The organism is Bradyrhizobium shewense (assembly GCF_900094605.1).
In the GTDB taxonomy this organism is placed as follows: domain Bacteria; phylum Pseudomonadota; class Alphaproteobacteria; order Rhizobiales; family Xanthobacteraceae; genus Bradyrhizobium; species Bradyrhizobium shewense.
In genome coordinates this window covers 1-26,421 of the sequence record NZ_FMAI01000034.1, presented here as the reverse complement: position 1 = coordinate 26,421, position 26,421 = coordinate 1, and the positions used below count along the sequence as shown (strand labels likewise).

Below are 26,421 nucleotides of genomic sequence, written 5' to 3'. Positions count from 1 at the left end.
AGACAGGGCGGTGACTTGGCGATCAGTCTCAGGTCGCAGGCAGTGCGGGCGAGACTCGGCGCTGTTCGGTTGCGTTGGATCAGACGCTGTCCCTGCCCCGCCCGCGCTACCATTTGAAGTTAGCGGGAACATGACTCGGCGCTGACCGTTCTGGTGCCATTGCGCTGTCCCTGCCACTCGCCACTAACTTCAAAGGCGTTTTACGCGGACTACCTTTCCGAAAGCTGACAAGACGGGGGACTATAGGTCGCCGTCACGCTGCGGGCCTGCTTATAACCTCACGTAATATATTTTGTGAACAAACCTTGGATCGGTCAAACCACTGTTGCTAACCGCTGGTATTGAGCCGATGACCGGCACGGCTGGAGGCAACGCCCCAACGGACGGCCATGCCTAATACTATTCGCGAACAACTCGATGAAGTGGAGTGTGATATCAAACTCTACGAGGAATTCGACGAGCGCGAGAAAACTCGCTTCGAGCGTGAGTGCTTCCTTTGGACCGCGGAAGATCGCATCGAGTGGCAGAAGACGCAGCGTTCGGTTGCTGAATACCTTCGCGAGCGTCAGGACAGGCGCAACGCCTTGCTCGACGAGCTTGAAGAATGAGTTATCATTCGCCGACTCCAGCTTACCCGCGTCGCTTGAATCGTTCCTGCGCAAGAATAGGACGCCCCGCTATAGGTGGCCTGCACGCCTCGCCTTCGAATGTAGGCGCGCCGAGTGATTACCGAGATGTGCGCCAGGAAGGGATTGAATCCGAGCCCTCGCGTATGAGCGTTCTCAGCGCCTGGTGCTGCATCGCTCGCGTGTTGTCGTCGATGTCAACGAAAGCGAAAACGCCCGGGCGGCAAGTTGCCGAGATTGATTTTCATAGTTGGCTCGCCAGTCATCAACGCGCAGCCACCTTCTGTCCGACGACATCACCAGACCAACGATGAATGATCCGCGTAGAGATGCCGCCATTGGAAATTGTCGTCAGTTGCGCAAAGCCCCGACCCAACACGGAGTCCGGCCGTCCTTGTAATCTCGGCTGGCAATCTCGCGCTGTGCTTTCAACGCCGCGATGGCGTGTCCCCCAAGAGTTGCCGGTGCAGTTGTCAACGCCGCCCGGATTTCTTGTACGTCTGCTTCGGTGTTGCACGGGCACGGATTAAAAGCCGCGCGGAAAATCAATTACTCGCCATGGCTCCAGGTGCTCGCTACTGGCCTCCAGTGACGTAATCCGAAAACCGGAGGGGCCATGCTGTCCGGCACACCGATAGCCTCGTCGTCGAGGGGAAGTCGAGGCCTACTTCATGAGCCATGAGCTCTTCACTTGGGTGCGCTACCGGCAGCTGCTTTCGACCGAGTTGGCACCGCGATCGACGCGGTCGCAGGGACCAATGACCGAACGCCGCGTCGCATTTGTTGGGCGGGCCGCGCACGGCGACGATGGATCGGCCGAGTTGCGCGACCATCCCCGTTCCGACGCCAAGCCTTGCCAGGTTCTCATACACTCTCCGTCGCCGCCGTGGCGCAGACGGCAACCTAGCAGTTGCGGCGGAACTTAGCCGCATTCTCGGCGGCAACAGATTGTCGCATGAAGCGCGACAGCAGGCCGAGGACGAGGTGATGGGCGATCTGCTCGACATCGACGACAGGAGGCGGCGCTGGTGTTCGCCGCGTGGGAACAGGGTCTTGCTTGCGAGCATCGCCGCGACATCAGCCCGCTCGCGCTTTTGCAGGTGCCGTTGATCACCGTACCGCGCGCACCCGACGGACCATCGTCGCCGGAGCGTGCTGGCTACAACCTCATCGGCGGGTGGTGATAACACTGATAGCCACTCCGTCCCACCTCCAACCGCGACGCCACCCGGCGTCGAGCGTCGCGCGGGCTTCGTCAGAAGGCCATCTAAGAAGGCACCTATGGCCGGTTTCTTCGTTCTAAACCGCGACTGGGTATGGATACCCTCACGTACCCTCCACCGACGACGGCCCATCATTGGATAGCGGGGACAGGGCGATCGTGTTCGTTTCCGACATGAGAATGCGCCTCCCGGGAACGTGCACGGTCCACTTCCAGCCTGTTGGGCTGGAGATCTGAACGACCTGATACTCCAGGTTACGGTACTCCATGATCGATCCTCCCTTGACTGCTGACCGATAACGAAGTCGTCCCGGATCAGTTGCTGTCCGCTATCCGACATAGCGGACACCCGGGTCCGCGCCTGGCGCACCAATGTCACCGCCGAGTGGACGGTGACCCGGGGCCCTCTTGGTGTCGGTTTGTCGGGGTGGGGTCTAGCGCCACTCCTCCTCGCTCTCCCACCGAACCGCCGCGCTCTCCGGACCATGGTGGAGGCTAAAATGCCGGTGGCTCTGCATGCCAGCGCACCAGATCATCCATCGCAACGAGCATGATCTTGTCAGTCAGGGCTGTCGATGCAATGGCTTCCTCTGTAAACGTTGACGTAGTGATGATGTAGCCGCGATGGGCATTTTGCTCTTCCACAACTCCCTTGAATTGCTGGATGGTCGGTCGGCCTACTTTGTTCTCCGTCGAGTTTCGCTTGCACTGGACGATCATCAGGCCGTCAGGATGGACGGCAAAGACATCGACACCAAAGTCGTTCGATCTTCGAGTAGCCCAAGCTTCAAGGCCAGCCCTATGAAAGAAGCTCATGCTGTGCTGCTCAAAATTAAAAGGGTCCATGCTGAACGGCAAAACGCCGGAACAACGGCTTGCGGTACGTCGTGATAAGTCGAGGCCGATCGTCGCCGATCTCGAAATCTGGATGCGCCAGCAGAGAACGTTGCTCTCATCAGCGAACGATACTGCAAAGGCGATTAACTACCTGCTCAACCGCTGGGCCGCGTTTACCCGCTTCCTGGACGACGGCCGCATCTGCCTCTCGAACAACGCTGCCGAACGGGCGTTACGCGGTGTGGCTGTCGGAAGACGAAATTGGACCTTCGCCGGTTCAGATGCTGGCGGCAATCGTGCCGCCGCCGTCTATACCCTGATCGAGACCTGCAAGATGAACGACGTTGATCCGCAAGCCTGGCTCGCTGACGTGCTGGCCAGGCTTCCAGATCACCCCGCCAACAGAGTCGCCGACCTACTCCCGTGGAATTGGAAGGCGACCCGACAGTCCAAAGCGGCTGCCGCCTGAGCGCTGCGGCAGACCGGCGCGCCTCCCCGGGGTGCTGGCCGGATGCGTACTGCGAAGGACTGGGCGTCATCATCTGACATGGGTTGTGGAGGCCATTCGAGAGCTTCGCGGCTGGTTGGCCAGATGGGCCTTAGAAGGTCCCGAGCAGAGGAGGCTGTTCTCCAATCCCAGCCCCGTGGGATTTCAGGGAAGTGCGAGCTTAGCGCGAAAGCAAAGAGGTTGCCGCATCTCAGCACCACAGTGTGCATGACTTACCGACGGATGGGATCGTTAATCCTTCGGTTACCTTTGGCGTTCCAGGCGCGAGCTTTTCATATATCCCTTGAATCCCAGCTAGCCCTAGGAGCCTGCCGTTCAGCTGTCGAACAGCGCCATCCACGGTGATCGGCCGACTTAGCGCCGCGAATGCAGCAGCTATTTCCCTTGCAGCAACCTTACTTTCTGCCAACTTTTCGGGCCGGCCCACCAAATCTATTCCAATCAAAGCACCAGACCGCGCATAGTTCGCCTTGCCTACAGTATGCAAATATCCTCTTCCACGATAGCTCCACCCGTCGTCGGGCCCGACATTACCAAATCTGCCCGAATACACTTTATTTGCCAGCGAACGGGCATTGCCGACGAAAGGCTTAGCATCTGAAGCATTCGGAAAAATGTTCGGAAGCATAACCGCTATCAGCTCTGCCGAGACAATGTTGAGATATTGATCGTATCCGTTGAAAAAATCTGAAGTAAATAAAGCGTACGCTAGGATGATTGCCACTGAATCTTTTAAGTCGAACTCTCGGGCTGCGTCCAAAATATCCGCAATGCGGTTCACTCCATCGGGAGTCTTTAGAGCAGAATAACGCGCCAACACATAATCCACCGATATAGATGGCTGCTGCGTAGTTACTGACGAGCGGGTTTCGGCTAGGGCTAGCTTTACGAATCCGTCTAACCAAGCCGAGCGCACTCGATCATCCGCCGCGTGATCTGCCGCCCTGCGAGTGATCATTATACCGACAGTATTGGGAAGGGCAGACATAACGATTTCTCGCAGATAATAGACCCGTTTGATTTCTTCAGTATTGATATCGCTCTGTCTCTCCAACATTAGGCGTGCGACATCGAACTGGAACGTTCGCTCATCCTTTTCTTGGGCAGCGCTTGCCTTTGATTTCTCTAAGTTCAACTGCGCGTCGCTGGTCGACCGCTGAAGTTCAAGCTGATTTGCGCTGGACTCGCGGTTGATTTGGAGCTGAAGGTACGAGACCGCAATTGTGACTGTACCAATGATGGCAGTAATGATGACGCCGAGATTGCTATTGAAGAAGCGAAGCCCCCGAGACTTTGACTTCTCGAACTCGAATTTCTGAACCTCAAGCTGGAATTTTCGCTCCTCCAGCGAGATAGGGCCGTTCTCTGGTGGAACGGGGGGCTCTTTCGATGTGTCAGGCATGGCCGCCTTACCCAAGTATTGGCAGTTTATGCGGGCAGGTTGTCTGAACTGCCACACTGAGCTTTCTGGTGGGACGGGTGGCTCGTTCGATCTGTCAGGCATGGCCGGCCCTACCCAATGAGCAGAGTTTCCCTGATTTATACCGGCAGGTTGTGTGAACTGCCACACTAACGCTTAACGCACGTGCCTGTAAGAGCCGCTTAGCGGACATAGCTCGTCAAGAGCGGAGAATTGCAAGTCCTGCATCAGCTTCCCGGCACACGGTGCTGAGTCCCCGGCTCATGAGTAGCGGCTTTGGGCACGCCGAGCCAAGCTTCCTGTGGCCTAATCGGCTCCTCGTGGGTCGGAATAATAACACCCACGGGTATCCGCCGATGCATTTCAACACGGCAGGCTAGGTTGTGGGTGGTAGCAGTCCGTGGTAGCAATCACCCCTCAGCAAAGCTGATTTGTATTTGTTTTTCAGTATCTTCCTGTGCGGCCCGTTCCCTCCCCTAGGGAGCGTCAAGCTTCTCAAATCACGTTAGCCATCGCTTCCGTTACGGAGTTTCGCGCGGGCGATCCGATCCGCCAGCCCTTCGACGCCGCTCATCGCAACCTGATCCTGAAACGCATTCACGTGCACATGCTTACCGATCAGTTCCAACCGGCGCAGGCGATCACTGAGCTTGATTTTCTTGACGTGGCCGACCTGCCTGCGATCCTCGCTCGACCCTTCGTACAAAGCGTCGATCTCGACACCCGCAACGAGCCCTTGCCGCCAAATCTCGGGCCATTCGTCAATCGGTTTTAGATCGTTGTTGGCGTCATAGAGATCGGCAAGATCGGCCTCAGCTTCAGCGGCGAGGCGGCGCAACATCCAGTCGGCGTCGATTTCGGTTCGTTCGGAGCGCTGGAGCTTGGCGGCGTCGATCGCGGCCATGATCTCGGGATGGGCCAAAATCTGTGAGCCTTGGACGTGCGCTGTTTTCGCGCTGTAACCGGCGCGGATTGCTGCCCGAGTTGCGTTCAGGTCCAGTAGAAACTCCTGGACGAATCGTTGCTGTTTCGCGGTTAACGCCATTGGCGAGACAAGGCATGCGAACGGTTGCCGCCACCACTCGGGTCTAAGTTTTTACAAGGAGCCTCGCAGGGCTAACGTCGTTTGCCCAATGACGGCAGTCCGCCCGACACCGCGCGAACGTACCATTCGCCGATGCGTTCGGCGTCGTAGGCGGCCACCAGATCTTGAATGTATCGATCGACACCCAGCAGGCGCCGTTGGAATTCGGCGAACGTCATCGCCTTAAGACCGGGTTCGTTGTCGACCAACGCACGGCCATCCGGACTGATGGGGCCTTTCGAGATCAGCCAGGCACGGTGGGCCTTGCCGCTTCGCACGAGACCGCCGTACTCGGCCGTGAATTCGGTGCATTCCGATTTGCCCAACGTACCGTCGTAGTTCTTGGTCTCGAGCAGCTGGGTCATGCGACCGTCGATCTCTTCGCGCCACCAGCGCGCATCGGCCTTCTTGAAATCCTCGCGCACCTCGCTTTCCGCGGCGAAGCCGGCAGCCTCGAGCATTGAGACGACGGTATCGCGGAAGCCATCGCCTTTGTCCACGGTATTCGTCATACATTCCCCGGATGAGTTCCGCGGAACCGATCGAACCGCGCACTGCCCCATTCTATACGCGTCCAGCCTATACGCATCCAGACAAAACCGAGCGGCGTGAAGATCGTCCCCGGGGTGGTTCGTCAGGCGGCGCCAGGGACCACAATTCGCCGCCCCACAGGAGGACCGTGCCGACCTCTTCGAGCGGCACCGTCTGTGCGATCTCGCGCAGCGTGCCCTTCACGTTGAGCTGATGACTTGCGACGTGGAAATGCGCGCCCACTAAACTCATCAAACCATCACCAGCACCACCACAAAAGCCCCGCTACGGCGGGGCTTTTGTTTTTGCAATATCCTCTTCCACTCTCGCGTACGCTCTAGCGCGTAAAACGCCCATACCCTCGACGCGAGTCGCCCGAGGAACACCTCCACCTAGAAGAGCAGGACTGCCGGGTGCCCAAATAAGGGCGCCCCACTCATCGCCCACCGTTTTGTACTTGATGGTGTACCCCTTGTAGACTTCCTCCTCCATGAAACTCCCCAATTTGCTGTGTTACTCTTAGGTAGTGCAATGCCGCACGATAGTACTCACGGGCGAGCCCAAGTCCACCCTGCACATATACGGCCTCGCGTGGCGCGGCCGCTTTCCGCAGCGCTACATGACGCCGGTTGAGGGCGATATCGCGCTCGACATCACCCTCTACTTCGGCACCAAACGGAAGGCCGACCTAGACAACTTCAACAAGCTCTCGCTTGATGCGCTTACGGGCATTGTGTACGAGGACGACAGCCAGATAGCTGAGCTGACGCTACGGCGCGCTCACGATAAGGCCAGTCCGCGCATTAAAATCGACATCTCGGTTCAACCCTAGGAACTCTTGGGTTACTTCTTTTTGAAGTTTTCGTGCCGCAAATAAGAGCTGCTGATCAGGCCTTCCTCTGAAGCAACGCCGTCGTCGCAGATGATCGACCCGCGGACCTCATTCCAACGACGAGCAGGAGGCGGGAACGGCGTGACCGTCACGGTTACGCCTCGCGTGACGTCGCCGGAAGCAAGCGAGAACTTCTCGCCGTAATTCGTCGACTTAATAATCAAAGGCCGGCCGTCCGCATGGATGTCGAATCGGCAGTTGACCGCCGTTTTCCGCCCCGTTTAGTGAATGTGAGCGCGCAACAACTACGTCACCCTCCTCCTCGTAAGACGAGTTGAGGACGGTTACGAAGCTTTCGATGTCGATGTTGACTTGCTTCTCGCCGGCTATGCCGAAGAATGTAACGATCTGGCTTATGGCCGTAAGCAGTCCCGCTATGCCCGCACGACAGCAACAGTGATAGGCGCCCATTTGACGAGATAGTCCCACCAAGGCTTCCAAGCCTCAGGCAAAAACGAGGGCATTTCCACGGCAAATTCTCCCCAACCGGCGCAACCATATTCGCCCGCGCTACGATTTGGCAATGGCTGCCGAGGACAGCCGGGAGCCGGAGGGTTCGCCGCCCGCTTCGACGCATAGGGGCAACGGGTAACGCGAGTTCGATTCCGCGTGCGGTGCAAGTCCGCTTTTCATAGCCTGGTCGGCTTATCCGGGGCGGCTGCGGTTCGACTCCGCGCGGCTCGACAATCCCTATACCAGGCCCATTGAGCCAAGCTGGCCGAGCAGCTGGAAGATAAAGCCCACGACGATGAGGAGGATGCCCGTTCGGAGGGGCGGCCGCCATCGATCGTGCAGCCGTAGGGCCGCAGCATCAATCGCAGCGGTCACTTCCTTCTCGCTGGCGCGCAGCATGGCTTGCGGGTCTTCCGACGACTTGACGAAGTCTAGCTGAGACAACCCGACAGCATGCCTTAGAAAGCCCAACGGGCTTAGATAGCGCATGTCCATGGCCAAACCCTGAAATGGATCCTCAGGACGCTGCCGCAACTGCTCGATCTCCGACGTGAATTCCGACGACGGCGCGTGGAAGAGCTTATTTTGCGCGCGCCATCGGTAGATGCAGTATTCCGGCAGGATGTCCCACGCGAGCACCGAGGCACCGGCGATATCGGCCACCAGTCCCGCCACCGTCAGCCAGCCCACCTGAAGCATCGCCCTGCCCTTTCCATGGTAGGATGGCAACGTACGGGCGAAACATCTCCTAAGCAATGAACGACGCGGCCTACCTAGAACATATGAGCTGCTGCCCGTTTGATGGACACCAAGATTAGGTGTTTCATGAAGCCGGAGGTGGGCGATGAAGAGACGGAAGATCGAGGCGGTCAAGCTGGTCAGGGAGCGTGGGGTGTCGGTGGCGCAGGCCGGGCGCGACCTGGATGTTCATGAGAACGTTCTGCGCAAATGGGTGAAAGAGTTCGGCTCCGACCCTGTGCAGGCCTTTCCCGGCCCGCCAAGGCCAGATATACGCCTCACTACGAGGCACTTCGACTTGCTTATCGCCGCAGCCATCGCGTGGCAGATGCGCCATCACGCCACAAAACCTTAGGACTTCGATGTCTATTAGGTTTTGACGCGGTCTGCCATGTCGTATCCCTCCCGCGTAACTTGGAAGACTTGACGCTTGGGACCAGTTGCTTTGATCAGCCCGTCGTTTTCAAGCTCTTCAAGCGCGCCTTCCCAGATAGCGGATGAGCGGGGATTGCCTACTTCAACAAACTGCTTGCCGTTAGTTTGAAGTTGGGGCCCGGTCATCAACTTCGCGTACAGAATGATGCCGCCCTTGTCGTCCGCCGCTTCCACCAGAAGAGTTCTCGCTTCTGGGCTCAGAGTCGGCTCTCCCACATTATCGAAATTTCCGCCGCGAATGATCGGCCTATAACCTGCCTCGGGCACCGAGGGGATTTCCGGTTCAATCTGAACGAAGTACGGATCATCGTTCAGCCTTGTTGCCAATTGACGTCTTAGCTCATCTCGAAACTCGTCTGTTGACTGATATCCCCAGAGTACGCCGCGAGGTTTGGCCCAAGTATCGATGAACTCGCCCAACTTCTTATATTGGTCACTTGCGAACAAGCGAGGGTCGGCCGGAGTGAACGATTGGAATACCATCGCCGGCTTCTCTGTTTTCATATGCCGCGCAAGCTCCTCAACGGAGCCGCCCTCAGCTTCACCAGTCGGAGTGCCTATCCGAGTGCCAAAAATAGCGATTAGCAGATCGGCATCATCCACGATTTGCTTGTTCAGCTCGCCCTGCGCACGCCTGCCCATGGAAGAGTAGGCATCTTTCTCCCACCCCCTCGGCATGAGGACAATCTTACGCGCCCGAGAATGCATGGAATTCCACTCATGCACGACCTCGCGCGCGATGCGCCGCTCTTCCTGAACGTCCCCCGGCGAGGCAATGAGCACGTTGAAAATAGTTGCGGTATACGACATTGATTCTGCCCAACTGGTGACGCAACTTTATAGACGCGGGAGCGGTTACTCACAACTCCCAACGCGGGCGCCATCGAGTGGCGCTACACTTACGCCATGCAAGCCGCCACTGACGACCGCGCGGAGGACACGACTGCTACCGACGAAGAGACTAAAGCGAGACCGAGCGCCAAGAGGCGCTTCTTCGCAAGATAGAGGCGGAGCATGCGCTGCGACGACCCCACGTGGCGCAACAAGCAGCTCAAGCGCCTCAAGCTCTACAACAACCAGGCCCGTGACGAGAGCAAGGTGGGCGCCCCCCTGCTCTTCACCGTATTCCAGACCGTGTTCGCCGCGCTCTACGACGACCGGCTATCGAACTGTCCGTTACGCAACTCGAAACCAACAAATGGCAATGCCCCCAGTATAATCGGGATTATTGGTAATCCCATGCTGGACGATGAATTCAACCAACACCGGTCGATATTGATCCGCGAGCTGGCCGACAAAGCCGGTGATCCCTTTATCAAGCGGCGCCTGCTCGACCTGGCCCCTCGCTACGAGAAGCGGCCGATCAAGACGCGACCGCTCCCCGCGCTCGGCTGGCCCAAATCCCCGGCGCCGGGCAACGGCGAGACCCGCTAGTACTGCGGTCGCCGCATGAGCTCCGGCAGCCGTGAGATGGCCTTGGCGATCCGCCGCGCCTCATCGCGCGTCAGATAGCTGTCGGCATATTGATACCCGTTATTGTGCAGGTCCTCGCGATGCATGACGCCCGCAGATGTAGAAGCCCGCCAGCAAGTCTGGCAGCCAGCGCGTAAGGGTGCCGGCATCGTCAATCGTCAATACATTGTTCGCACAAGACCCGGCGCCCATGGGCAGGCATCCAGCGGGCCAAGTACCCCGGGCTTCATTCACTGCGACCCTTGTTTTGCGAGCTGGTGCATCAACCGCAAGGTCGATCGCGGCCTCGAACTCCCTCCAACGTCGTCCAGGAAAGGCTAGGTCAGTCCACGATTGCCGTGACTCTCGATATCTATAAGCACCTGTTTCCGCGCCATGACGACAGCGAGGAGCTTGCGGCATCGCAGAGGTTATGTCAGCGATCGCTGACATATGGAAATGTTGGCGAGCGACGACATTTCTGGATTGTCAGCGATCGCTGACATATGATAATGTAACCGAACGCTGACATTGGATCGCCCATGCTCATTCGCACACCAGCAGACCTCGGAGCCGTCATTCGGGACAGGCGCAAACGCCTCAAGCTCGACCAGTCGTCACTGGCCAAGCAGATTGGCGTCAGCCGTCAATGGGTCATCGAGATCGAGCACGGCCATCCACGTGCAGAGCTAGCACTCGTGCTGCGCGCGCTCGACGCTCTCGGCATTCCGGTGGATGCTGGCGGCCAGCAGACAACCAGTCGCGGCCCGGCTCGCAGCGGCGTCGACATCAACGCCATCGTCACCAAAGCCAAGAAGGGGAAAACATGACAAGCGAGCTTGTCGCGCTCCTGGACGGCACTGAAATCGGGCGCGTGCGCAACGATGCGCGCGGACGGCTGACCTTTGTCTACAACGACGATTGGCGCGGATCGGATGGAGCGTACCCACTTTCGCTTTCGATGCCCCTTGCCGCGCAGGAACATGGTTCGGCCGTGGTACAGGCCTTCCTGTGGGGGCTGCTGCCCGACAATGAACAGGTGCTCGACCGCTGGGCCAAGAAATTCCAGGTCTCCGCCCGCAACGTCTTCGCGCTCATTTCAAACGTAGGCGAAGATTGCGCAGGTGCCGTTCAGTTCGTTGCACCTGATCGTCTCGAAGCTCTGCGAAGCGGCAAGGATGACAAGACCGAATGGCTTGACGAGCTCCAGATCGCCCAACGCCTTCAGGCTTTGCGCGAAGATCACGCGGCATGGCGCCTGCCGCGCGACACAGGCCAGTTCAGTCTTGCCGGCGCACAGCCGAAAACGGCGCTTCTGTTCAAGAACGGACAATGGGGCGTTCCATCTGGGCGAGTTCCGACCACTCATATCCTAAAGCCACCCACCGGCCATTTCGACGGGCATGCTGAGAATGAACATGTCTGCCTGCAGCTCGCAGGAGCCCTCGGGCTGCCGGTCGCAGATACAAGGGTCATGCGGTTCAAAAACGAAATCGCCATCGTCGTTGAGCGATACGACAGGCAGCTCAACGGAAACGACATCCTCCGGGTCCATCAGGAAGACGTCTGCCAAGCGATGGGCCTTCTACCAACCAGCAAGTACCAGAATGAAGGCGGCCCGACCCCGTCCGATGTTGTCGAGCTCCTGCGCACCTACTCGACAGAACGGGCGGCCGACGTCGAGACATTCGTCAACGCTCTGGGTTTCAACTGGCTCATTGGAGGCACTGACGCGCACGCCAAGAACTACTCCCTCCTCCTCGCCAGCGGCTCCAATGTCCGGCTTGCGCCACTTTACGACGTCGCCAGCATTCTCCCCTACAAAGACATCGACATGCGCAAGGTCAAGCTCGCCATGAAAGTCGGTGGGGAATACAAGCTCGATCAGATCGGCCTGCGCCAATGGCAAAAGTTTGCACGCGAAACACGCGTCGATGCAGAGAAGCTCATTGCTCAACTGATCACGATGGCCCACCAGATCCCCAACCTCGTCACGACCATTCAAGCGCGCACGAAAAAAGAGGGGCTCGAGAACGCGGTCATCGAGCGATTAGCCGGTGTTTTGAGCAGCCGGGCGAAGGATTGCGAACGCATCTTGAAGGGGACCTAGTTACGGTACCGGCAGCACCAGTAGCATGGTCATCGTCGACGTCGGCATCGACACCGCACTCATCGCGGCGATAATCGCCGTCGGCGGCGCCGGAATTGCCGGAATACGATGATCGCCATCGTGATCGGCGTCATCGGCATTATCAGCAGCAGCGCTCATGTTGGCAAAAATGCCTGGGAATTCCTCAAGGAAAAACATACCGACCGCTTTCTAAAGGCGCCTGAGGAGATGAAGCGGTTATTTCGCCGCTATCCGGATGCCATCCGACGGACGGAAGAAATTGCGGCACGCTGCACATTCTCGTTGGATGAACTGACCTATAGCTATCCGACCGAAGTCCTCGAAGATGGTCTTACGGCCCAAGAGCGCCTTGAGAAGTTGACTTGGGAAGGTGCCGCTGAACGCTATCCGGCAGGCCTGCCGGATAATGTCGCGATGCAGCTGCGCCATGAACTGAACCTGATCGAGCGGGTGCAATATGCGCCTTACTTCCTGACGGTCGACAGCATCGTTCGTTTTGCCCGGTCAAAGGGCATCCTCTGTCAGGGACGCGGCTCGGCTGCCAACTCGGCTGTCTGCTACGTGCTCGGCATCACCTCGATCGATCCGGTGCGTCAGGGGCTCTTGTTCGAGCGCTTCGTCTCGGAGGAGCGTCGAGAGCCGCCCGACATCGATGTCGATTTCGAGCATGAACGGCGCGAAGAAGTCATTCAGTGGATTTATGAGACCTATGGCAGGACCCGCTCCGCCCTCACCTGCACGGTGACGCGCTATCGTGCGCGTGGCGCGGTGCGCGAAGTCGGCAAGGCGCTTGGCGTGCCGGAAGACATCACGGCAGCGCTTGCGAAGCTGACTTGGGGCTGGAGCGATGAAGGCGTATCCGACGCGGAGTTGAAGGAACTGAATCTCAACACGACCGACCGGCGCCTGCGTATGACGCTCAGCCTCGCTAAAGAATTGATGGGCACGCCGCGGCATCTCTCGCAACATCCGGGTGGTTTCGTGCTTACGCTGGACCGCCTCGATGAACTCGTGCCGGTCGAGCCCGCCGCCATGGAAAACCGGCAGGTCATCGAATGGGACAAGGATGATATTGATGCCCTGAAGTTCATGAAGGTCGATGTGCTGCGCCTTGGCATGGCTGCATGCGCCGCGCCTTCGATCTTCTGAAATCCTCCAAGAAGCTTGACCTCGATCTGGCAACCATCCCGGCTGAAGATCCCGCCACTTACGCCATGATCCGCAAAGCCGATACCGTCGGCGTCTTTCAGATCGAAAGCCGCGCCCAGATGGCGATGTTGCCGCGCCTGGCGCCAACACGCTTTTATGACCTCGTGATTGAAGTAGCGATCGTACGGCCCGGTCCCATTCAGGGCGACATGGTGCATCCCTATCTGCGCCGCCGGGAAGGCAAGGAGCCAATCGTCTTTCCGGAACCTGAATTGGAGAAGGTGCTCGGCAAGACGCTCGGCGTGCCGCTCTTTCAGGAACAGGCGATGCAGGTGGCGATGGTAGCCGCGGGCTTCTCGGCGAATGAAGCCGATCAGCTGCGTCGTGCGATGGCAACGTTCAAATTCACGGGCGGCGTCAACAAGTTTCGCGACAAGCTGATCGCCGGCATGATCGACAACGGCTACGATCAGGAATTCGCCAAGCGCACGTTCAAGCAATTGGAAGGCTTCGGCTCGTATGGCTTCCCGGAGAGCCACGCCGCCAGCTTCGCTCTGATTGCCTACGCTTCATCCTGGATGAAATGCCACCATCCGGATGTGTTCTGCTGCGCGATCCTCAATGCGCAGCCGATGGGCTTCTACGATCCATCCCAGCTCGTCCGTGATGCATGCAATCATGGCGTGGTGGTCCGGCCGATCGATGTGAATGCCTCGGAATGGGACTGCACGCTGGAGCCGCTGGACGGTAACCGACGCGCGGTCCGGCTTGGCCTGCGCTTGACGCGGGGCCTGGCTGAGGTCGACGGAAAGCGGCTGGTTGATGTGCGGCAGGATCGGCCTTACACAAGCATCCTCGAGCTTTCGCGCCGCGCCAACATGCATCCGGGATCACTGGTGCGCCTAGCCAAAGCCGACGCTTTCCGGTCGTTGGACATCAGCCGCCGCGAAGCGGCCTGGGCGATCAAGTCGCTTCGTTCAGATACGCTACCCCTCTTTGCCGACGCGGATTGGCGTGAGCAGGGCATCCAGCCCGAGATCAACGAAGCCGCCGTCGAGCTGCCGCCAATGACCAAGGGCCGTGAAGTCGTCGAGGACTATCGGTCGGCGGGCCTTACCCTGCGATCTCATCCGCTAGCCTTCCTGCGTGAAGAGTTGTCACGGCGCTCGGTCAGCCCCTGTCAGGCTCTGCAGCAAGCAAAGGATGGGTCGCGGATCTCGGTCGCGGGTCTTGTTCTGGTCCGGCAAAAACCTGGATCGGCGAAAGGCGTCATGTTCATCACGCTGGAAGACGAGACGGATATCGCCAACCTGATTGTCTGGCCATCGGTATTTGACAGGTTGCGTCGCACCATCCTGGGCGCACAAATGATGACCTGCCGGGGCCGCGTGCAACGTGCGAGCGGCGTCATTCATGTCATTGCCGAGCATCTCACGGATGAGACCGAATTGCTCAACAGTGTCGGTGGTCAGAACGAGGCCTTCACCCTCTCGGCCGGTCGCGGCGACCAGGCACGCCATCCCGGCGGCCCGGACCCGCGCGTGGCCGTACCAGTCAAGAAGGTTCGGGACATCTATATCCCGGACCTGCACATCGATACGCTGAACCTGAAGGCGAGGAATTTCAGATAGCCCCATCGCGGACCCGTCTTGACGGGAAAGCACAGTTCGTTCCACCTTAGGTAGTTCAGTTTGGGGGGGGGGTCGAGATGCAAGCCTTTGTTGTGAGCATAATCGCAGGAGTTTTTTTCCCATTGCTTCCGTTGCTAGCCGAGTATGGCATCACGGGCGAGGTACAAATGGACGCCCTTGTCGTAACCGCGCTCGTCTATGTCGTCGCGGTGGGTCTCGTTTCAAGAAACCAGGTGATCGCAATATCCAGCTTTTTCTTCGCTACGATCTGTGCAGTTATGTATGGTGTTGAAAAAAGTGGTCCGCCCATAAATCATCCGGATGCTTTCTTTCATCACTACGACTTGTTCATTGGCGGGGCGATTATCTGCACATATTCCGCCTGATGATGCGATCCTTTTTTGAAATATTGGCTCGATATCTCGCTGGTCTGACTGCTTCTTTGCGAGACAATCTGAGGTACTTGATCACTGGCGTTTTTCTGCTTTTCGGCTTTTTCCTCTTGATTGGCTTGACCCACGAGTATGGTGCAGCCATTTATCAAGCTGCCCAACACCAACTAATGAGCATAAATCAGGTCGACACGGTCCTTACCGTCGTGCTGGCCACCGCAGGCATCGTATTGGTGGCGCTCGCGATCAGTGATCTTGTCTTCAAAATCAAAGCGAAACGCCAATTGGCGCAGGCCATCTATCACACGCCGTATTCCAACGTTGAATACCTACGCCTCTTTATCGACCGGCCTGGAACGATGAGTTTTCGACCATTGGGTGACCGAGACCCAAGGCTTAGGCGCGACGAGGATCGAGACGGCGATCTGCATCTACTCTTTATATTTCTGGAGCAGAACCGTTACGGCATTGAAGCCTCAAAAGCTCTCTTTCAACGGTCGCGCGAAGGAAGACAAAGATATCTAGAGGATGTGTTGCGCATCGCTCACGCCATGGGACGCACGAGAAGCTAGCGTGGTCATGGGCGCCATTCGATACTCTCAAAGCTTGAATAGAGCGGTGTTGGCTTACTTGTTGCGATCTCGCACCAATCGGAATTCGCGATCGCCGCTTCTCCTGTGGCGTCCAGAAGATCGCGATAACCCACGGCGCTCATGATCGGCGGGAATCCAACGAAAATCCAATGACCCGAATTGATCGTTACTCGCTGGCAGTCGTGCCGCTCGAACAGCTCTTTAATGAAGAGAGCCTAGGCATTGCTACGGGTTTTATTTGGAGCCGAAACGGGCGCTTCTACTTGGTCACGAATTGGCACGTGATCACATGCCGGCGATTTCCAACTGGCGAAAACTTGCATTGCCAAGGCGCGCGGCCGAATAGGTTGCGTGTCTTGTTCAATCTGGGATTTCAGCAATTTGGAAAGCAGGAGCACCTGATAACGATACGTGACGACGACTCTTGCCCTTGTTGGCTGATCCACCCGAACCGGAATGTCGATGTCGCTGTGTTACCGCTTCACTATGACGGCAACGATCCCATTTTTGCGCTTAACCCGATCAATGGCAGCGAAGATCCGGACCTCTTCGTCGGCATCGGGATGGATTGCTTTGTTTTAGGCTATCCATTCGGTATCGAGCCACCCGGATATCCCGTCTGGAAACGCGGAAGCATCGCAAGTGAACCTGATCTCACTCGGATGACGGGCGACCATATGCTGGTCGACACCGCATCACGGCCGGGGATGTCGGGCGCGCCGGTGATCGTGCGAACGTGGGGTTATCATCTCTTCGACGATGGGCACACGGAAGTGGACGAATACGCGCACAGCAAACTCGTCGGCATCTATTCCGGACGGCTGGCCGCACGGCCGATGGAAGCTCAAATCGGGATGGTGTGGGGTGCCTATTTGATCGACGAGATCATCACCGGTGGTCGCCGCGACGAAGACTAAGCGGCCAACCCACTACGCAAAGACGCTCGGTGTCAGTGCCTTCTTCGGGTAGACCAGAATCAATACGTTAAATGTGGTGTCAAAGGCTTCGGCCAGACATTCATGCGCCTGCCCGTTCAGATCGGTCATCGAGATCGGCGTTGCTCTCGACATTTTGCGGCCAATTGGAAGCACGCGGCCTAGCGAATGCATCCGTGTGATAACCGTGTCTGCGGGCCTACCAAACCGCTGTCCGAAGGACGGCGAAACTTCAATGCGCCGTACCTCGGCGCGCGCCCCCGTCTCTGGATGGTAGGTGATCGGCTCCAGCACATAGACGGCGCAGGCCCGGTGATTGGTGCGTGCGAACTCGCGACATGAAGCGTAGATGGAAGCACCGAACTTGCCCGCCAGCTTCATCGGCGTCCTGATGGAAAGCTCGTGGTCGGCGGCCATGTCGCGGTAGCCGTCGCCCTGGAACATCACGTAGCGGGCGAAATTGTTGGCCTCGCGCTCGAAGAGATCGGAAATGTCGGGATCGAGCATCTTTTCGCAGTCTTGAAAGATACGAAAAATCTTTCGATGCGCCGGGAGCTCGAGATGGCCGGCTTCATGAAGCTTGAGAAAGTTCTGCTTCGATTCCCGAACGGTATGATCGATATGGATCGTGTTATCCAGGGTGTCGGCAACACCGAACATCTTGGAGATGGCCGACCGGATTGCGACCGCCGTGCTTTCGGCCTTGCCAATCAGAAATTCCATGATGCGACGCGGATCGAAGATGCTCGCGGTAGCCACCTTGATATTTGCGGCTGTCAGGACATCGCCGATCGGCGTCGGATAGACGCCCCACCCCGACGCGCGATCAAGAGCGCGCCGTGCAACAAGCTGCACGGCGCGCAATTCGTGGGGGTCAAGACTGCTATCGTCAGCCTGCACCATCGGGTTTTTTCCTGCTTCGCAAGTAACCAAGAAATTCGACCATCTTGGCCTCTTCTTCATCGGTCAGATTGTAGTCCGCGAAAGTTGGAATACGGCCGTGGCGCTGCTCAGCGTTGCGACGCGAGCGCGTGGGCACGACAAAGCCGGCCCGTTCCATCAGGCCCTCGTACGGAATGGCATAAAGCTCAGCGAGCGCATGTAGGATGTTCGGGCTCGGTCGTTTGATCTGGTCGGTCTCGATCTGGCTCAAATACGCGTTGGACACGATCTTCTCGGTCGCCCTCTCTACTTCACGCAGCGACATACCGCGATCGGTACGAATTGAGGCGAGATATTGACCGAGCGTGAGCTTTACCTCCGGCTCTTCGTCGGCGTTCTTCATAACCTCCTCCACGAAAACCATTGATTCATAAAGCAATTTAGTTCTGATCGCTAGGAAAGTCAAGCACGCTCGTAAACTGCTTGCAATTCTTAGCACGCCACCTTATCTTAGCATCAGGTTTGGCGCTGTGCCACACCGCACGACGAGATGACGGAGATAAAGTCATGGAAAATGCAGTAACCGGCGGCGAAAGCCGCATTGCCGGCGGCGCGGGCCAGATCGAGGCGCGTATTGCCGGACCGGATGGGCACTACTTCACCACAGTGAACGGCGAGACGGTGAAGTTCGCCAACCCGGACCCCAAGGGCGGACACATCCTTGAGAAGGCTGGATTCAATCCCGCCGGAGACTTCGCGCTGATCCAGCTCTTGGGGCATAGCAGCCGCTCGATTGGCCTCGATGACGAAGTCGATCTCCGCGGGGCTGGCACGGAGGTGTTTCGCGCCTTCAAGACCGACCGCATCTATCGCTTCACGCTCAACGACCACGGCTTTGAGTGGGGCACCGACAAGATCGAGGAAAACGAACTGCGCGTCATCGGCCACGCCGCCGGCGACGAAGTGATCGTGCTGGAGCGGGTCGGTGAAGACCGTGTTCTCGGGCCCGCCGATGTTCTCGACCTTGGTCATGGTGGGACCGAGCACCTCTACACCGAGAAGCGTCTGATCACGGTTTTCTACGAGAACGAACCCCGCGAGATCCCGCGCGGCACCTACACGACCGAGGCGCTGAAGAACCTCTTCGGCGTGCAGGAAGGATACATCCTCGAGTTCATTAATCACGAGGGGCAGCTGACGCCGCTGAAGCCCGGCGCCAAGCTCCGCGTGAAGGAAGGGATGAAGTTCTTCGAGCAGGTCCCGTGCGGGGGTTCCTCGTGACCGAACAGGCCAAGCAATTCGCCGGCCTCAAGGCCATGCACGACGGCGCCGTCCTCCTGTCGGAGGGCGGCCAACCGGTAGTACTGATGCCCGGCTTCAGCTTCACAACCGGCGGGCAGGCCCAGACCATGGATCTGCTGCTCGTGCCGTTCGCCCATTCCGGCTACCTGACCCGGCTGTTCTTCGCACGGCAGATCACCGGGCGCGCTTCGAACTGGAATCAGCATCGGGTTGTCGAGCGGAACTGGTGGGCACCATCCTGGAACCACGTCCCGGCGACCATGCCGTGGACGAAGATGTTGCTCGCTCATCTGAGGGCCGTCGAATGAATATCCGCTTCAAGATCACCAGCACCTTGCTGAAGGCTATCCGCTACGACTTGCACCGACCGCACCCGTTTGCGCATGAGCGCGTCGGCTTCATCAGCGCCGGTCTTGCCGCCTCCCATGATGAATTACTGATCTTGGTTCGGAGCTACGAGGCGTTGCGCGACGACGAATACCTGCGAGACACCCGCGTTGGCGCGATGATGGGTGATCAGGCGATCCGCCGCGCTCGGCAGGCAGCGATGGACACCCGCGCTGCCGTCTTTCACGTGCACAGCCATGGCGGATCCGGCATCCCCGGCTTCAGCGGCGTCGACAATCGCGAGAACGCCAAGTTCGTACCGAACTTCGTCTCGGTGGCGCCGCACAGCGTGCATGGCGCGATCGTGCTGAGCGATACGGCAGCTTTCGGGCAGGCGTGGATTGGCCGCACCGGGCCGCACCCATTCGTCAACCAGTTTGCCGAGATCGGGATGCCGATCAAAAAATGGAGAGCCGCATGAGCCGTCTCGACCGTCAGAGCTTTCTTGGTCCCCACAGCGACGCCATCCTCGATGCCGCCACCATCGGCATCGTGGGCCATGGCGGCGGCGGTTCGCATCTCGCGCAGCAATCCGCCCACATGGGAATCGGCGGCTACGTCAACGCCGACCCCGACATCATTGAGGACACTAACACCAACCGTTTGATCGGCGGCACCTTGGCCGACGTCGCCGTCGAGCGGCGCAAGGTCGACATCGCTGAGCGGCTCATCCGGGGCCTCGTCCCCAACGCAAGGGTCATCTCGGTACCCGACAAGTGGCTGACTGCGGTCGATGACCTCAAGCTCTGCGACGTTATCATCGGCGCCGTCGACGGCTTCAAGGAGCGCGAGCAGCTGGAACGTTTCGCCCGGCGGCATCTGATCCCCTACATCGATATCGGCATGGATGTGCACGATCTCGGTAAAGGGGGATTTCTCGTCAGCGGCCAGGTGATCCTCTCGATGCCGGGCTACCCCTGCATGCGCTGCTGCGGCTTCATCACGGACGAGCGGCTGGCGCAGGAAGCCAATAAGTACGGCGCGGCCGGGTCGCGGCCGCAAGTGGTCTGGTCCAACGGGGTGCTGGCCTCGACGGCGATGGGCTTGCTGACGCAGATCCTGACGCCCTGGTATCCCGACCCGCCGCGCTTTGTCTTTCTCGACTATGACGGCAACAAGGGCACTGTCACGCCGAACAAACGTATGGAGCTAATGAAGGACCATGTGTGCCCGCATCACCCCTTGGCCGAGGCCGGCGATCCGCTATTCGACGTGCGCAAGCAGAAGTTCTCGCCCAGGCCGGTGCCGGCTGTCATCGTACCCGCCGCGCCGTGGGGGCGCCGGGCGTGGAATCGGCTGCGGTCGTGGATCTGGTGATCCGCACTCCACCACGGCTCGATCGGAAAATTCTCGTCCACTATTAACTATCGGAGAAAACAAACAAAAATGACATTATGGACGACTTTTAAAACAACCTTTGAAAAGTCGTCCGCCCGGCCCTATGGTGTTCCACCCGCCCTTCTTCTAACGACTGTGGACATGACCGAGCCTAATAAGAAGACTGTAATCGAAGCTGATCTCCTCCAACTCGCGCGCATCGCCCTCTCGGGCCGCACACAGGACGTCCAAGTTATCCTGCGGCGCTTTGCAAAACGTTATTCATCGTCAATCCCGCCGCTGTCCGACGCCCTGACGTCGTTATTGCAGGAACTGCCGACCCAGGCCTCACCGCTCAGGCAGGCCGATGTTCCGCTGCCCGTCGATTTGGACTCACGTCTTCACCTCCTGCGGGTCGAGACCGATCCCGTGCTCGACCATGAGCCTATCTTCGCGCCAAACGTAACCGAAGCGCTAGGGCAGATCATTGCGGAACGGCGCCATCCACAGAAGCTGATGCGGGCCGGGCTAGATCCGACACGCGCGGCCCTCTTTCTCGGACCGCCGGGTGTTGGAAAGACCATGGCGGCCCGGTGGCTGGCGCGCGAGCTCGGGCGCCCGCTGCTGATCCTTGATCTCGCCGCTGTCATGAGCAGCCTACTTGGCCGAACCGGCGGCAATCTCCGGCAGGTGCTTGAATACGCCAAGACCATGGATTGCGTTCTGCTTCTGGACGAACTCGACGCCATCGCAAAGCGCCGCGACGATCACGGAGAAATCGGCGAACTCAAGCGCCTCGTAACGGTTCTCATTCAGCAGATCGACGATTGGCCTCCCTCTGGTGTGTTGCTGGCGGCAACGAACCATCCCGGCTTGCTCGATCCCGCCATATGGCGGCGTTTCGAATTGCATATCGAATTTCCGCTGCCCGATCGCGCCGCCATCAGCCGCTTCATCGATGGCCTGCTCGCGCCTCATTTTCCGGCCGTAGGCGAATGGAGCCAATTGCTCGGTGTCGCCTTCGCCGGCCGCTCGTTTAGCGACGTCGAACGCGACCTCTCGGTGACGCGCCGGACGGCGGTGCTTGAGGACATTCCACTGGACGAACAGTTCGGCCGCCTACTGGCAAATGGCTCGATCGCCAAGAAAAAGCGCATTCAGGTGGCAGCCGCAATGGTTGAGCAGGGCCTGGCTTCGCAGCGTAAGGCAAGGGAGCTGACCGGTGTCTCGCGCGATGCCATCCGGCGCCGAGCAACGCCGGGCAAGACAAAGATTGTGCGGCGGCCTAACAGAAAGGACACCTCATGACTAAGAGGAATTTCCTGATCGGAAAGGGCGAGCGCCTCGTCGGCGACGTTCTCGGCGTGCGCGGAGGCGGCCCCAAAAGCCATCCCTACACCTTCTCACAGGCGCGCGAGCGTATCGCGCCGATGCTCGCCCGCGCAGTGCGCGGTATCGATCATTTGCCAGACAATGCCTGCCCTGGCGATCGCGCTGTTGCGACGATCACCCTTAATCCGGAATACATCGCAAAATCGTACTTCCCCGATAAACTGCTCGGCACACTCGGCCTCGAAGCTGTAGGCAGCCGCCCGCGACGCATCACGCCCGAACGGCGTTCGAAAGGCCGCGAGCCGGAAGAAGCGATCACCACCGAGTTGTTCGTTATGGGCCCACGGTCGGCGTTCCGCGCTTGGCGTGCGTCGCTGCCGAAATGGAACGAAGACCGCAGTGGGGCAGAGGAACTGGCGACGATTGAGCAGGTCGCCGCGCCGACAGCTCACGACAAAATCAAGGGCCGCTTGCCGAAGGCAGGAAAGGTCGTGTTCGAAGCCGTCCTACACAGCGATGCGGGAAGCATGTCGAATGGCGTGGTACCGATGTTCCGCGAGTATTTGGAAGAGCTCGGTGTCCATCAGGGCCTCGAACGCAAGTTTTCGGCCGGAGGGCTGTGCTTCGTCGAGCTAGAAGCTCCGGTGGACCTTGCCGATGATATCGCAACTTTTTCGCCCCTTCGCGCGCTCCGCCAGATGCCGACCCTGCGCATGCTGCGGCCAACTTTCCGATCGTCGAGGGTTTCCATGGAGCACACTGTTCTTCCGACCAAGGCCCCGATCGATCCAAAGATCCGTGTCGCGATTTTCGACGGAGGAATTCCGAAGGGTCATCCGCTGACGCGCTGGGTGAAGGTCATTGAGCCGCCGGGCATTGGCAAGACGATCCCTGACTTTCAGAAGCACGGCGTCGGCGTGACTTCCGCGTTCCTTTTTGGCCACGTCGATCCGGCCAAGCCGCTTGGTAAACCGTACGCCGGCGTTGACCATTATCGCGTCTTGGACACGGCGCCGGGCCAGAATCCGCATGAACTGTACGAGGTCCTGGGGCGCATCGATCAGGTTCTGGTCGAGAAGCATTACGACCTTGTGAATCTTAGTATTGGTCCTCGGCTACCAGTCGAGGACGATGATGTGCACGCCTGGACGGCCGTGATCGACGACCGTCTATCGAAGGGCACGACGCTGGCGACAATCGCGGTCGGCAACGACGGCGATAGTTCGGCCAAGGACAAACTCAATCGCATTCAGGTGCCGGCTGACTGTGTCAACGCGCTCGCCGTCGGGGCATGCGATAATCCTGAAACGCCATGGCAGAGGTGCACATACAGCTCGGTCGGGCCGGGCCGTAGTCCAGGTCTCGTGAAGCCGGATTTCGTGGAGTTCGGCGGCTGCTTGAAACGGCCCTTTATCGTGGTCAGCGACGTAGCGGCCGGCGGCCTCGAAGCGACCGAAGGCACGTCTTTCTCCTCGCCCTCAGTTTTACGCCTAGCCGCTGGTGTCCGCGCCCACTTTGGCGAAACCTTGAGTATGCTCGCCATCCGCGCGCTGTTGATCCATACGGCAGAAGGCAGCGACTTTGCCTGCGAAGATGTCGGGCGCGGCCGGGTGGCCAGGTCTGTGCAGGACATCGTGATATGTGACGACGACACAATCCGCGTTGTTTACCAGGGTGATATCGCGCCCACGCGCTATATCCGCGCGGCCATTCCGGTGCCATCGGTCCCAATCCCCGGCAAAGTCACGATAACCGCCACCTTGTGCTACCCAACCGGCGTTGATCCGCATCACCCCGGCAACTACACGCGGGCCGGTCTGGAACCAACTTTTCGGCCACACGATCAGAAGCGGAAAACGCCTGAGCAGGTGCATGCCGACAGCAAGACCTTTTTCGGTAAGACCCAAAGTGGCTTGATGGAAGATGAGCTGCGGCGCGATGCGTGGAAGTGGGAAAACTGTCTGCACACCAGCATCGGCATCATGGGCAAAAATCTGCGGAACCCGGTGCTCGACATTCATTACAACGCGCGTCTCGGCGGGAAGAATTTCGCACCGGAAGAGAAATTGCCGTATGCCTTGATCGTCAGCGTCCACGCCAAACAGCTCGGCGACCTGTACGACCGCATCATCCGCAAATATGCAGGACAGCTTGAAGCACTTCGGCCAGTAATTGAGGTTCCAGTCAAAGTGTGAGCGTTCGTGACTCATTCCACATTATTTTAGGGAGCTCCAGATGTGGAGCAAGGATAACGAAGACACTATCACCGACGAAGACGGCAACATTGTTTATTTCGGGATAGAGCGCTTCGTCCGGGATATTTGTCTCGGCGACTGCTGCTTCATCTGCGGCGCCCCACGAGACTCTGTCCCTTTCAACGATGAGCATATTCTGCCGCAATGGGTCCTGGGCCGCTACGATCTACACGCTCGCACGATCAATCTTCCTAACGGCACGAGTTTCCGCTACGACCGCTATACCATCCCTTGTTGTGAGAGCTGCAATACTCTGATGGGACGCACGCTCGAAGAACCGATGCGCGCGCTTGTTGAAGGGGGAAACAGCGCAATTTTTGGTCATCAAGAAAACACTGGTCATCTGCTTTTTTATGTATGGGTCGGACTAATCTTTCTCAAGTTGCATCTCAAAGATCGAAGGCTCCGCGCCAATCGCGACCTGCGAAAGAGCGCGGCGACGATTTCGGAGGATCTGGAGTATAACTGGCAGGGCCTGCATTACCTCCATACGCTTGTCCGTTGCTTTGCGACCGGGACAGTGATTGATCCAAGCGCCCTCGGCTCCTTTGTCTGCATACGGGTCCAGGAAGACCTATCGGCGAAGTCCTTCGACCTCGCCGATCTCTACGATGCGCAGGCCATCATGGTTCGCATTGATGGGTTTGCTTTCCTTGCGGCATTTAATGATGCCCGCGGCTCAGGATTATTCTTGAAACAGAAGCTTGACAGGGTCACGGGACCGGTTTCGAGCCTTCAATTACGTGAGCTATTTGCCGAACTTTGCTTTTTGAACCTTCACTTGAAGGAACATCCGCCTATTCAATCGGGATTTTCACTCGACGATGAGCTCCATGCAATGAAAGGGGAAATAATCGTGCCCGAGTTGCATGAGCTCGATTATGGAGTGCGAGCGCACTTACACGAGTATTATTTTCGCGATCAAATCGGGAAAATAAAAAACTATCAGTTTAGCGACGCCGAAATCGTCGCCATGATTAAGTCGGGCCGAATGACCTTTCTGTTTGACCGCAACGGCCGTTTTTTCGAGACAAGCGTAGCGGAGCCTCCCGCAAATTTCACTAGGTCAGAAGAGCCGTGACCACGGGGCAGTGCTCCGCAGGGAAAGCTGTCCTTTAGCGAGTGAAGAACTTCGGACTGCGACGCTCGGACCGGCGGCACCCATGCTGCGTCCATGCTGCGTGGAGCTGCCGAGACTGGTTAGTAGTCCTTGAAATTAAACGGGAATTTTTGCGAAGGGCACCCCCTCGAAATCCGTAAGACGAAATCGCAATTTTTGCGATGAAATCAGATGTCTTGGGATGTTTTGGTGGTTGGGGCGGGAGGGATCGAACCTCCGCCTGGTGGAATCAAAATCCGCTGCTCTATCCATTGTGCTATGGGCGCGATGGCCCGTTGCCTATAAAACTCGCCGGGATTGGCTAGACACTCCGTTAAAAACCTTTGGTCCATGTGCGGTCCGTTGTGGCGCCGAGACAAAATTAAATGATTGATTTTGTTGAAGGGTGGGACTTCTGCCGGGCCCACCATCCGGTCACTCGGGCTTTGATTTATCACGATTATTTTGTAAGCATACGACGAAGACCGCCTGATTGACGCATGCGCGCGGGCACAGTGAGCTCTATGATTGCTTGGGTGAGGTCAGGCAGCCTGCTGACCGGCGGGCTTGTCGCCTTGGCGCAGGAGCTTCCATTCCCAGGGCAGCAGTTCGTGTAGCCGTGATGTAGGAAGATCGGCGATACGGGCGAGGACATCGGCTAGCCAGGCCTTTGGATCGACGTCATTGAGACGACACGTCGTGATCATCGTCAGCATGATGGCGGCACGGTCGGCCCCGCGCTGGCTGCCGGCGAAGGTCCAGTTGCGTCGTCCCAAGGCGATGCCTCTCAATGCGCGTTCGGCGCAATTGTTGGTCAA

The 26,421-nt window shown here is 58.4% G+C and carries 26 protein-coding genes and 3 pseudogenes; 19 read left to right on the top strand and 10 right to left on the bottom strand.

Annotated elements, in window-relative coordinates; translation table 11 throughout:
• The first annotated feature begins 389 nt into the window (after window positions 1-389).
• Window positions 390-608, top strand: a complete 219-nt coding sequence (locus GA0061098_RS37660; RefSeq protein ID WP_091966386.1) for a hypothetical protein — start codon at window positions 390-392, stop codon at window positions 606-608.
• Window positions 609-1,654: 1,046 nt separating this feature from the next.
• Complete coding sequence (locus tag GA0061098_RS45385) at window positions 1,655-1,810, top strand: hypothetical protein (protein ID WP_165637857.1); 156 nt, start codon at window positions 1,655-1,657, stop codon at window positions 1,808-1,810.
• Window positions 1,811-2,343: 533 nt separating this feature from the next.
• Here GA0061098_RS45385 and GA0061098_RS37655 read toward each other — a convergent pair.
• A complete protein-coding gene (locus tag GA0061098_RS37655; protein WP_245323868.1) occupies window positions 2,344-2,694 on the bottom strand; it encodes a restriction endonuclease in 351 nt (116 codons plus the stop codon).
• A 1-nt stretch (window position 2,695) separates the two neighbouring features.
• Here GA0061098_RS37655 and GA0061098_RS37650 point away from each other — a divergent pair.
• A pseudogene (locus GA0061098_RS37650) lies at window positions 2,696-3,154 on the top strand (IS66 family transposase); the annotation flags it as partial.
• A 229-nt stretch (window positions 3,155-3,383) separates the two neighbouring features.
• On the opposite strand, the gene GA0061098_RS37645 reads toward GA0061098_RS37650, so the two are convergent.
• From GA0061098_RS37645 to GA0061098_RS37635, 3 genes are all read right to left on the bottom strand, one after another.
• Window positions 3,384-4,595, bottom strand: coding sequence for a hypothetical protein (locus GA0061098_RS37645; RefSeq protein ID WP_129591049.1), 1,212 nt, complete (start codon window positions 4,593-4,595; stop codon window positions 3,384-3,386).
• A 523-nt stretch (window positions 4,596-5,118) separates the two neighbouring features.
• Complete coding sequence (locus tag GA0061098_RS37640) at window positions 5,119-5,658, bottom strand: terminase small subunit (protein WP_091966384.1); 540 nt, start codon at window positions 5,656-5,658, stop codon at window positions 5,119-5,121.
• Window positions 5,659-5,729: 71 nt separating this feature from the next.
• Window positions 5,730-6,158 carry a hypothetical protein gene (locus GA0061098_RS37635; RefSeq protein WP_129591048.1) on the bottom strand — a complete coding sequence of 143 codons (429 nt, stop codon included), beginning with the start codon at window positions 6,156-6,158 and terminating at the stop codon, window positions 5,730-5,732.
• Window positions 6,159-6,847: 689 nt separating this feature from the next.
• Here GA0061098_RS37635 and GA0061098_RS37630 point away from each other — a divergent pair.
• Window positions 6,848-7,060 (top strand): RusA family crossover junction endodeoxyribonuclease, encoded by a 213-nt coding sequence (locus GA0061098_RS37630; RefSeq protein WP_129591047.1) that lies wholly within the window; start codon window positions 6,848-6,850, stop codon window positions 7,058-7,060.
• Window positions 7,061-7,810: 750 nt separating this feature from the next.
• Here GA0061098_RS37630 and GA0061098_RS37620 read toward each other — a convergent pair.
• Window positions 7,811-8,272, bottom strand: coding sequence for a hypothetical protein (locus GA0061098_RS37620; protein WP_091966380.1), 462 nt, complete (start codon window positions 8,270-8,272; stop codon window positions 7,811-7,813).
• A 145-nt stretch (window positions 8,273-8,417) separates the two neighbouring features.
• On the opposite strand from GA0061098_RS37620, the pseudogene GA0061098_RS37615 reads away from it, so the two are divergent.
• A pseudogene (locus GA0061098_RS37615) lies at window positions 8,418-8,567 on the top strand (transposase); the annotation flags it as partial.
• A gap of 113 nt (window positions 8,568-8,680) precedes the next feature.
• Here GA0061098_RS37615 and GA0061098_RS37610 read toward each other — a convergent pair.
• On the bottom strand, window positions 8,681-9,556 hold the full coding sequence (locus GA0061098_RS37610) for a DUF4062 domain-containing protein (protein WP_091966379.1): 876 nt from the start codon (window positions 9,554-9,556) through the stop codon (window positions 8,681-8,683).
• Between the two features lie 204 nt (window positions 9,557-9,760).
• Between GA0061098_RS37610 and GA0061098_RS46530 the strand changes: the two genes are divergently transcribed.
• A complete protein-coding gene (locus GA0061098_RS46530; protein WP_091966378.1) occupies window positions 9,761-10,180 on the top strand; it encodes a hypothetical protein in 420 nt (139 codons plus the stop codon).
• Here GA0061098_RS46530 and GA0061098_RS47100 read toward each other — a convergent pair.
• Window positions 10,177-10,305 carry a hypothetical protein gene (locus GA0061098_RS47100; protein ID WP_283808031.1) on the bottom strand — a complete coding sequence of 43 codons (129 nt, stop codon included), beginning with the start codon at window positions 10,303-10,305 and terminating at the stop codon, window positions 10,177-10,179. The two genes, GA0061098_RS46530 and GA0061098_RS47100, sit on opposite strands and share 4 nt — an antisense overlap.
• A 435-nt stretch (window positions 10,306-10,740) precedes the next feature.
• Here GA0061098_RS47100 and GA0061098_RS37595 point away from each other — a divergent pair, with 435 nt between their 5' ends.
• The 6 genes and pseudogenes from GA0061098_RS37595 (at window position 10,741) to GA0061098_RS37570 (ending at window position 17,011) form a co-directional block, all read left to right on the top strand.
• Window positions 10,741-11,028, top strand: coding sequence for a helix-turn-helix domain-containing protein (locus GA0061098_RS37595; RefSeq protein ID WP_091966376.1), 288 nt, complete (start codon window positions 10,741-10,743; stop codon window positions 11,026-11,028).
• Window positions 11,025-12,308 (top strand): type II toxin-antitoxin system HipA family toxin, encoded by a 1,284-nt coding sequence (locus GA0061098_RS37590; protein ID WP_091966375.1) that lies wholly within the window; start codon window positions 11,025-11,027, stop codon window positions 12,306-12,308. The genes GA0061098_RS37595 and GA0061098_RS37590 overlap by 4 nt, the downstream gene beginning before the upstream one ends.
• 180 nt (window positions 12,309-12,488) lie before the next feature.
• Window positions 12,489-15,109 (top strand): annotated as a pseudogene (locus GA0061098_RS37585) (error-prone DNA polymerase); the annotation flags it as partial.
• 77 nt (window positions 15,110-15,186) lie between these two features.
• Window positions 15,187-15,495, top strand: a complete 309-nt coding sequence (locus GA0061098_RS37580) for a hypothetical protein (RefSeq protein ID WP_091966374.1) — start codon at window positions 15,187-15,189, stop codon at window positions 15,493-15,495.
• A 77-nt stretch (window positions 15,496-15,572) separates the two neighbouring features.
• Window positions 15,573-16,073, top strand: coding sequence for a hypothetical protein (locus GA0061098_RS37575; protein WP_129591045.1), 501 nt, complete (start codon window positions 15,573-15,575; stop codon window positions 16,071-16,073).
• Between the two features lie 170 nt (window positions 16,074-16,243).
• Entirely contained in the window at window positions 16,244-17,011 is a 768-nt protein-coding gene (locus tag GA0061098_RS37570) for a S1 family peptidase (protein ID WP_091966372.1), read from the top strand.
• A 12-nt stretch (window positions 17,012-17,023) separates the two neighbouring features.
• Here GA0061098_RS37570 and GA0061098_RS37565 read toward each other — a convergent pair whose 3' ends face one another.
• Entirely contained in the window at window positions 17,024-17,932 is a 909-nt protein-coding gene (locus tag GA0061098_RS37565; RefSeq protein ID WP_091966371.1) for an ImmA/IrrE family metallo-endopeptidase, read from the bottom strand.
• Entirely contained in the window at window positions 17,919-18,314 is a 396-nt protein-coding gene (locus tag GA0061098_RS37560; protein ID WP_091966423.1) for a helix-turn-helix domain-containing protein, read from the bottom strand. The genes GA0061098_RS37565 and GA0061098_RS37560 overlap by 14 nt, the downstream gene beginning before the upstream one ends.
• A 119-nt stretch (window positions 18,315-18,433) precedes the next feature.
• Here GA0061098_RS37560 and GA0061098_RS37555 point away from each other — a divergent pair, with 119 nt between their 5' ends.
• The 7 genes from GA0061098_RS37555 (at window position 18,434) to GA0061098_RS37525 (ending at window position 25,585) form a co-directional block, all read left to right on the top strand.
• Window positions 18,434-19,192 carry a multiubiquitin domain-containing protein gene (locus tag GA0061098_RS37555; RefSeq protein ID WP_245323866.1) on the top strand — a complete coding sequence of 253 codons (759 nt, stop codon included), beginning with the start codon at window positions 18,434-18,436 and terminating at the stop codon, window positions 19,190-19,192.
• Window positions 19,189-19,521: a hypothetical protein gene (locus tag GA0061098_RS37550; RefSeq protein WP_091966369.1), complete on the top strand. Its 333-nt coding sequence runs from the start codon at window positions 19,189-19,191 to the stop codon at window positions 19,519-19,521. The genes GA0061098_RS37555 and GA0061098_RS37550 overlap by 4 nt, the downstream gene beginning before the upstream one ends.
• Window positions 19,518-20,021 (top strand): hypothetical protein, encoded by a 504-nt coding sequence (locus GA0061098_RS37545; protein ID WP_091966368.1) that lies wholly within the window; start codon window positions 19,518-19,520, stop codon window positions 20,019-20,021. Before GA0061098_RS37550 ends, GA0061098_RS37545 begins: the two co-directional genes overlap by 4 nt.
• Window positions 20,018-20,917 carry a HesA/MoeB/ThiF family protein gene (locus GA0061098_RS37540; RefSeq protein ID WP_165637856.1) on the top strand — a complete coding sequence of 300 codons (900 nt, stop codon included), beginning with the start codon at window positions 20,018-20,020 and terminating at the stop codon, window positions 20,915-20,917. The genes GA0061098_RS37545 and GA0061098_RS37540 overlap by 4 nt, the downstream gene beginning before the upstream one ends.
• A gap of 162 nt (window positions 20,918-21,079) precedes the next feature.
• Window positions 21,080-22,225, top strand: coding sequence for an AAA family ATPase (locus GA0061098_RS37535; protein ID WP_091966366.1), 1,146 nt, complete (start codon window positions 21,080-21,082; stop codon window positions 22,223-22,225).
• Window positions 22,222-24,444, top strand: coding sequence for a S8 family peptidase (locus GA0061098_RS37530; RefSeq protein ID WP_091966365.1), 2,223 nt, complete (start codon window positions 22,222-22,224; stop codon window positions 24,442-24,444). Before GA0061098_RS37535 ends, GA0061098_RS37530 begins: the two co-directional genes overlap by 4 nt.
• Window positions 24,445-24,484: 40 nt before the next feature.
• Window positions 24,485-25,585: a hypothetical protein gene (locus GA0061098_RS37525; RefSeq protein ID WP_091966364.1), complete on the top strand. Its 1,101-nt coding sequence runs from the start codon at window positions 24,485-24,487 to the stop codon at window positions 25,583-25,585.
• 560 nt (window positions 25,586-26,145) lie between these two features.
• On the opposite strand, the gene GA0061098_RS37520 is transcribed toward GA0061098_RS37525, so the two are convergent.
• Window positions 26,146-26,421: transposase domain-containing protein (locus GA0061098_RS37520; protein WP_129591044.1), on the bottom strand; the 276-nt coding region annotated here is incomplete at its 5' end.

Bases quoted from the DNA above. Each gene is read 5' to 3' on its own strand.
- GA0061098_RS37530 (WP_091966365.1), top strand. From the start codon at position 22,222: ATGACTAAGAGGAATTTCCTGATCGGAAAGGGCGAGCGCCTCGTCGGC.
- GA0061098_RS37545 (WP_091966368.1), top strand. From the start codon at position 19,518: ATGAATATCCGCTTCAAGATCACCAGCACCTTGCTGAAGGCTATCCGC.
- GA0061098_RS37535 (WP_091966366.1), top strand. From the start codon at position 21,080: ATGACCGAGCCTAATAAGAAGACTGTAATCGAAGCTGATCTCCTCCAA.
- GA0061098_RS37660 (WP_091966386.1), top strand. From the start codon at position 390: ATGCCTAATACTATTCGCGAACAACTCGATGAAGTGGAGTGTGATATC.
- GA0061098_RS37540 (WP_165637856.1), top strand. From the start codon at position 20,018: ATGAGCCGTCTCGACCGTCAGAGCTTTCTTGGTCCCCACAGCGACGCC.
- GA0061098_RS37570 (WP_091966372.1), top strand. From the start codon at position 16,244: ATGACCCGAATTGATCGTTACTCGCTGGCAGTCGTGCCGCTCGAACAG.
- GA0061098_RS37590 (WP_091966375.1), top strand. From the start codon at position 11,025: ATGACAAGCGAGCTTGTCGCGCTCCTGGACGGCACTGAAATCGGGCGC.
- GA0061098_RS47100 (WP_283808031.1), bottom strand. From the start codon at position 10,305: ATGCATCGCGAGGACCTGCACAATAACGGGTATCAATATGCCGACAGC.
- GA0061098_RS37630 (WP_129591047.1), top strand. From the start codon at position 6,848: ATGACGCCGGTTGAGGGCGATATCGCGCTCGACATCACCCTCTACTTC.
- GA0061098_RS37620 (WP_091966380.1), bottom strand. From the start codon at position 8,272: ATGCTTCAGGTGGGCTGGCTGACGGTGGCGGGACTGGTGGCCGATATC.
- GA0061098_RS37595 (WP_091966376.1), top strand. From the start codon at position 10,741: ATGCTCATTCGCACACCAGCAGACCTCGGAGCCGTCATTCGGGACAGG.
- GA0061098_RS37645 (WP_129591049.1), bottom strand. From the start codon at position 4,595: ATGCCTGACACATCGAAAGAGCCCCCCGTTCCACCAGAGAACGGCCCT.
- GA0061098_RS37560 (WP_091966423.1), bottom strand. From the start codon at position 18,314: ATGAAGAACGCCGACGAAGAGCCGGAGGTAAAGCTCACGCTCGGTCAA.
- GA0061098_RS37610 (WP_091966379.1), bottom strand. From the start codon at position 9,556: ATGTCGTATACCGCAACTATTTTCAACGTGCTCATTGCCTCGCCGGGG.
- GA0061098_RS37525 (WP_091966364.1), top strand. From the start codon at position 24,485: ATGTGGAGCAAGGATAACGAAGACACTATCACCGACGAAGACGGCAAC.
- GA0061098_RS37635 (WP_129591048.1), bottom strand. From the start codon at position 6,158: ATGCTCGAGGCTGCCGGCTTCGCCGCGGAAAGCGAGGTGCGCGAGGAT.
- GA0061098_RS37580 (WP_091966374.1), top strand. From the start codon at position 15,187: ATGCAAGCCTTTGTTGTGAGCATAATCGCAGGAGTTTTTTTCCCATTG.
- GA0061098_RS37640 (WP_091966384.1), bottom strand. From the start codon at position 5,658: ATGGCGTTAACCGCGAAACAGCAACGATTCGTCCAGGAGTTTCTACTG.
- GA0061098_RS37565 (WP_091966371.1), bottom strand. From the start codon at position 17,932: ATGGTGCAGGCTGACGATAGCAGTCTTGACCCCCACGAATTGCGCGCC.
- GA0061098_RS46530 (WP_091966378.1), top strand. From the start codon at position 9,761: ATGCGCTGCGACGACCCCACGTGGCGCAACAAGCAGCTCAAGCGCCTC.
- GA0061098_RS37655 (WP_245323868.1), bottom strand. From the start codon at position 2,694: ATGGACCCTTTTAATTTTGAGCAGCACAGCATGAGCTTCTTTCATAGG.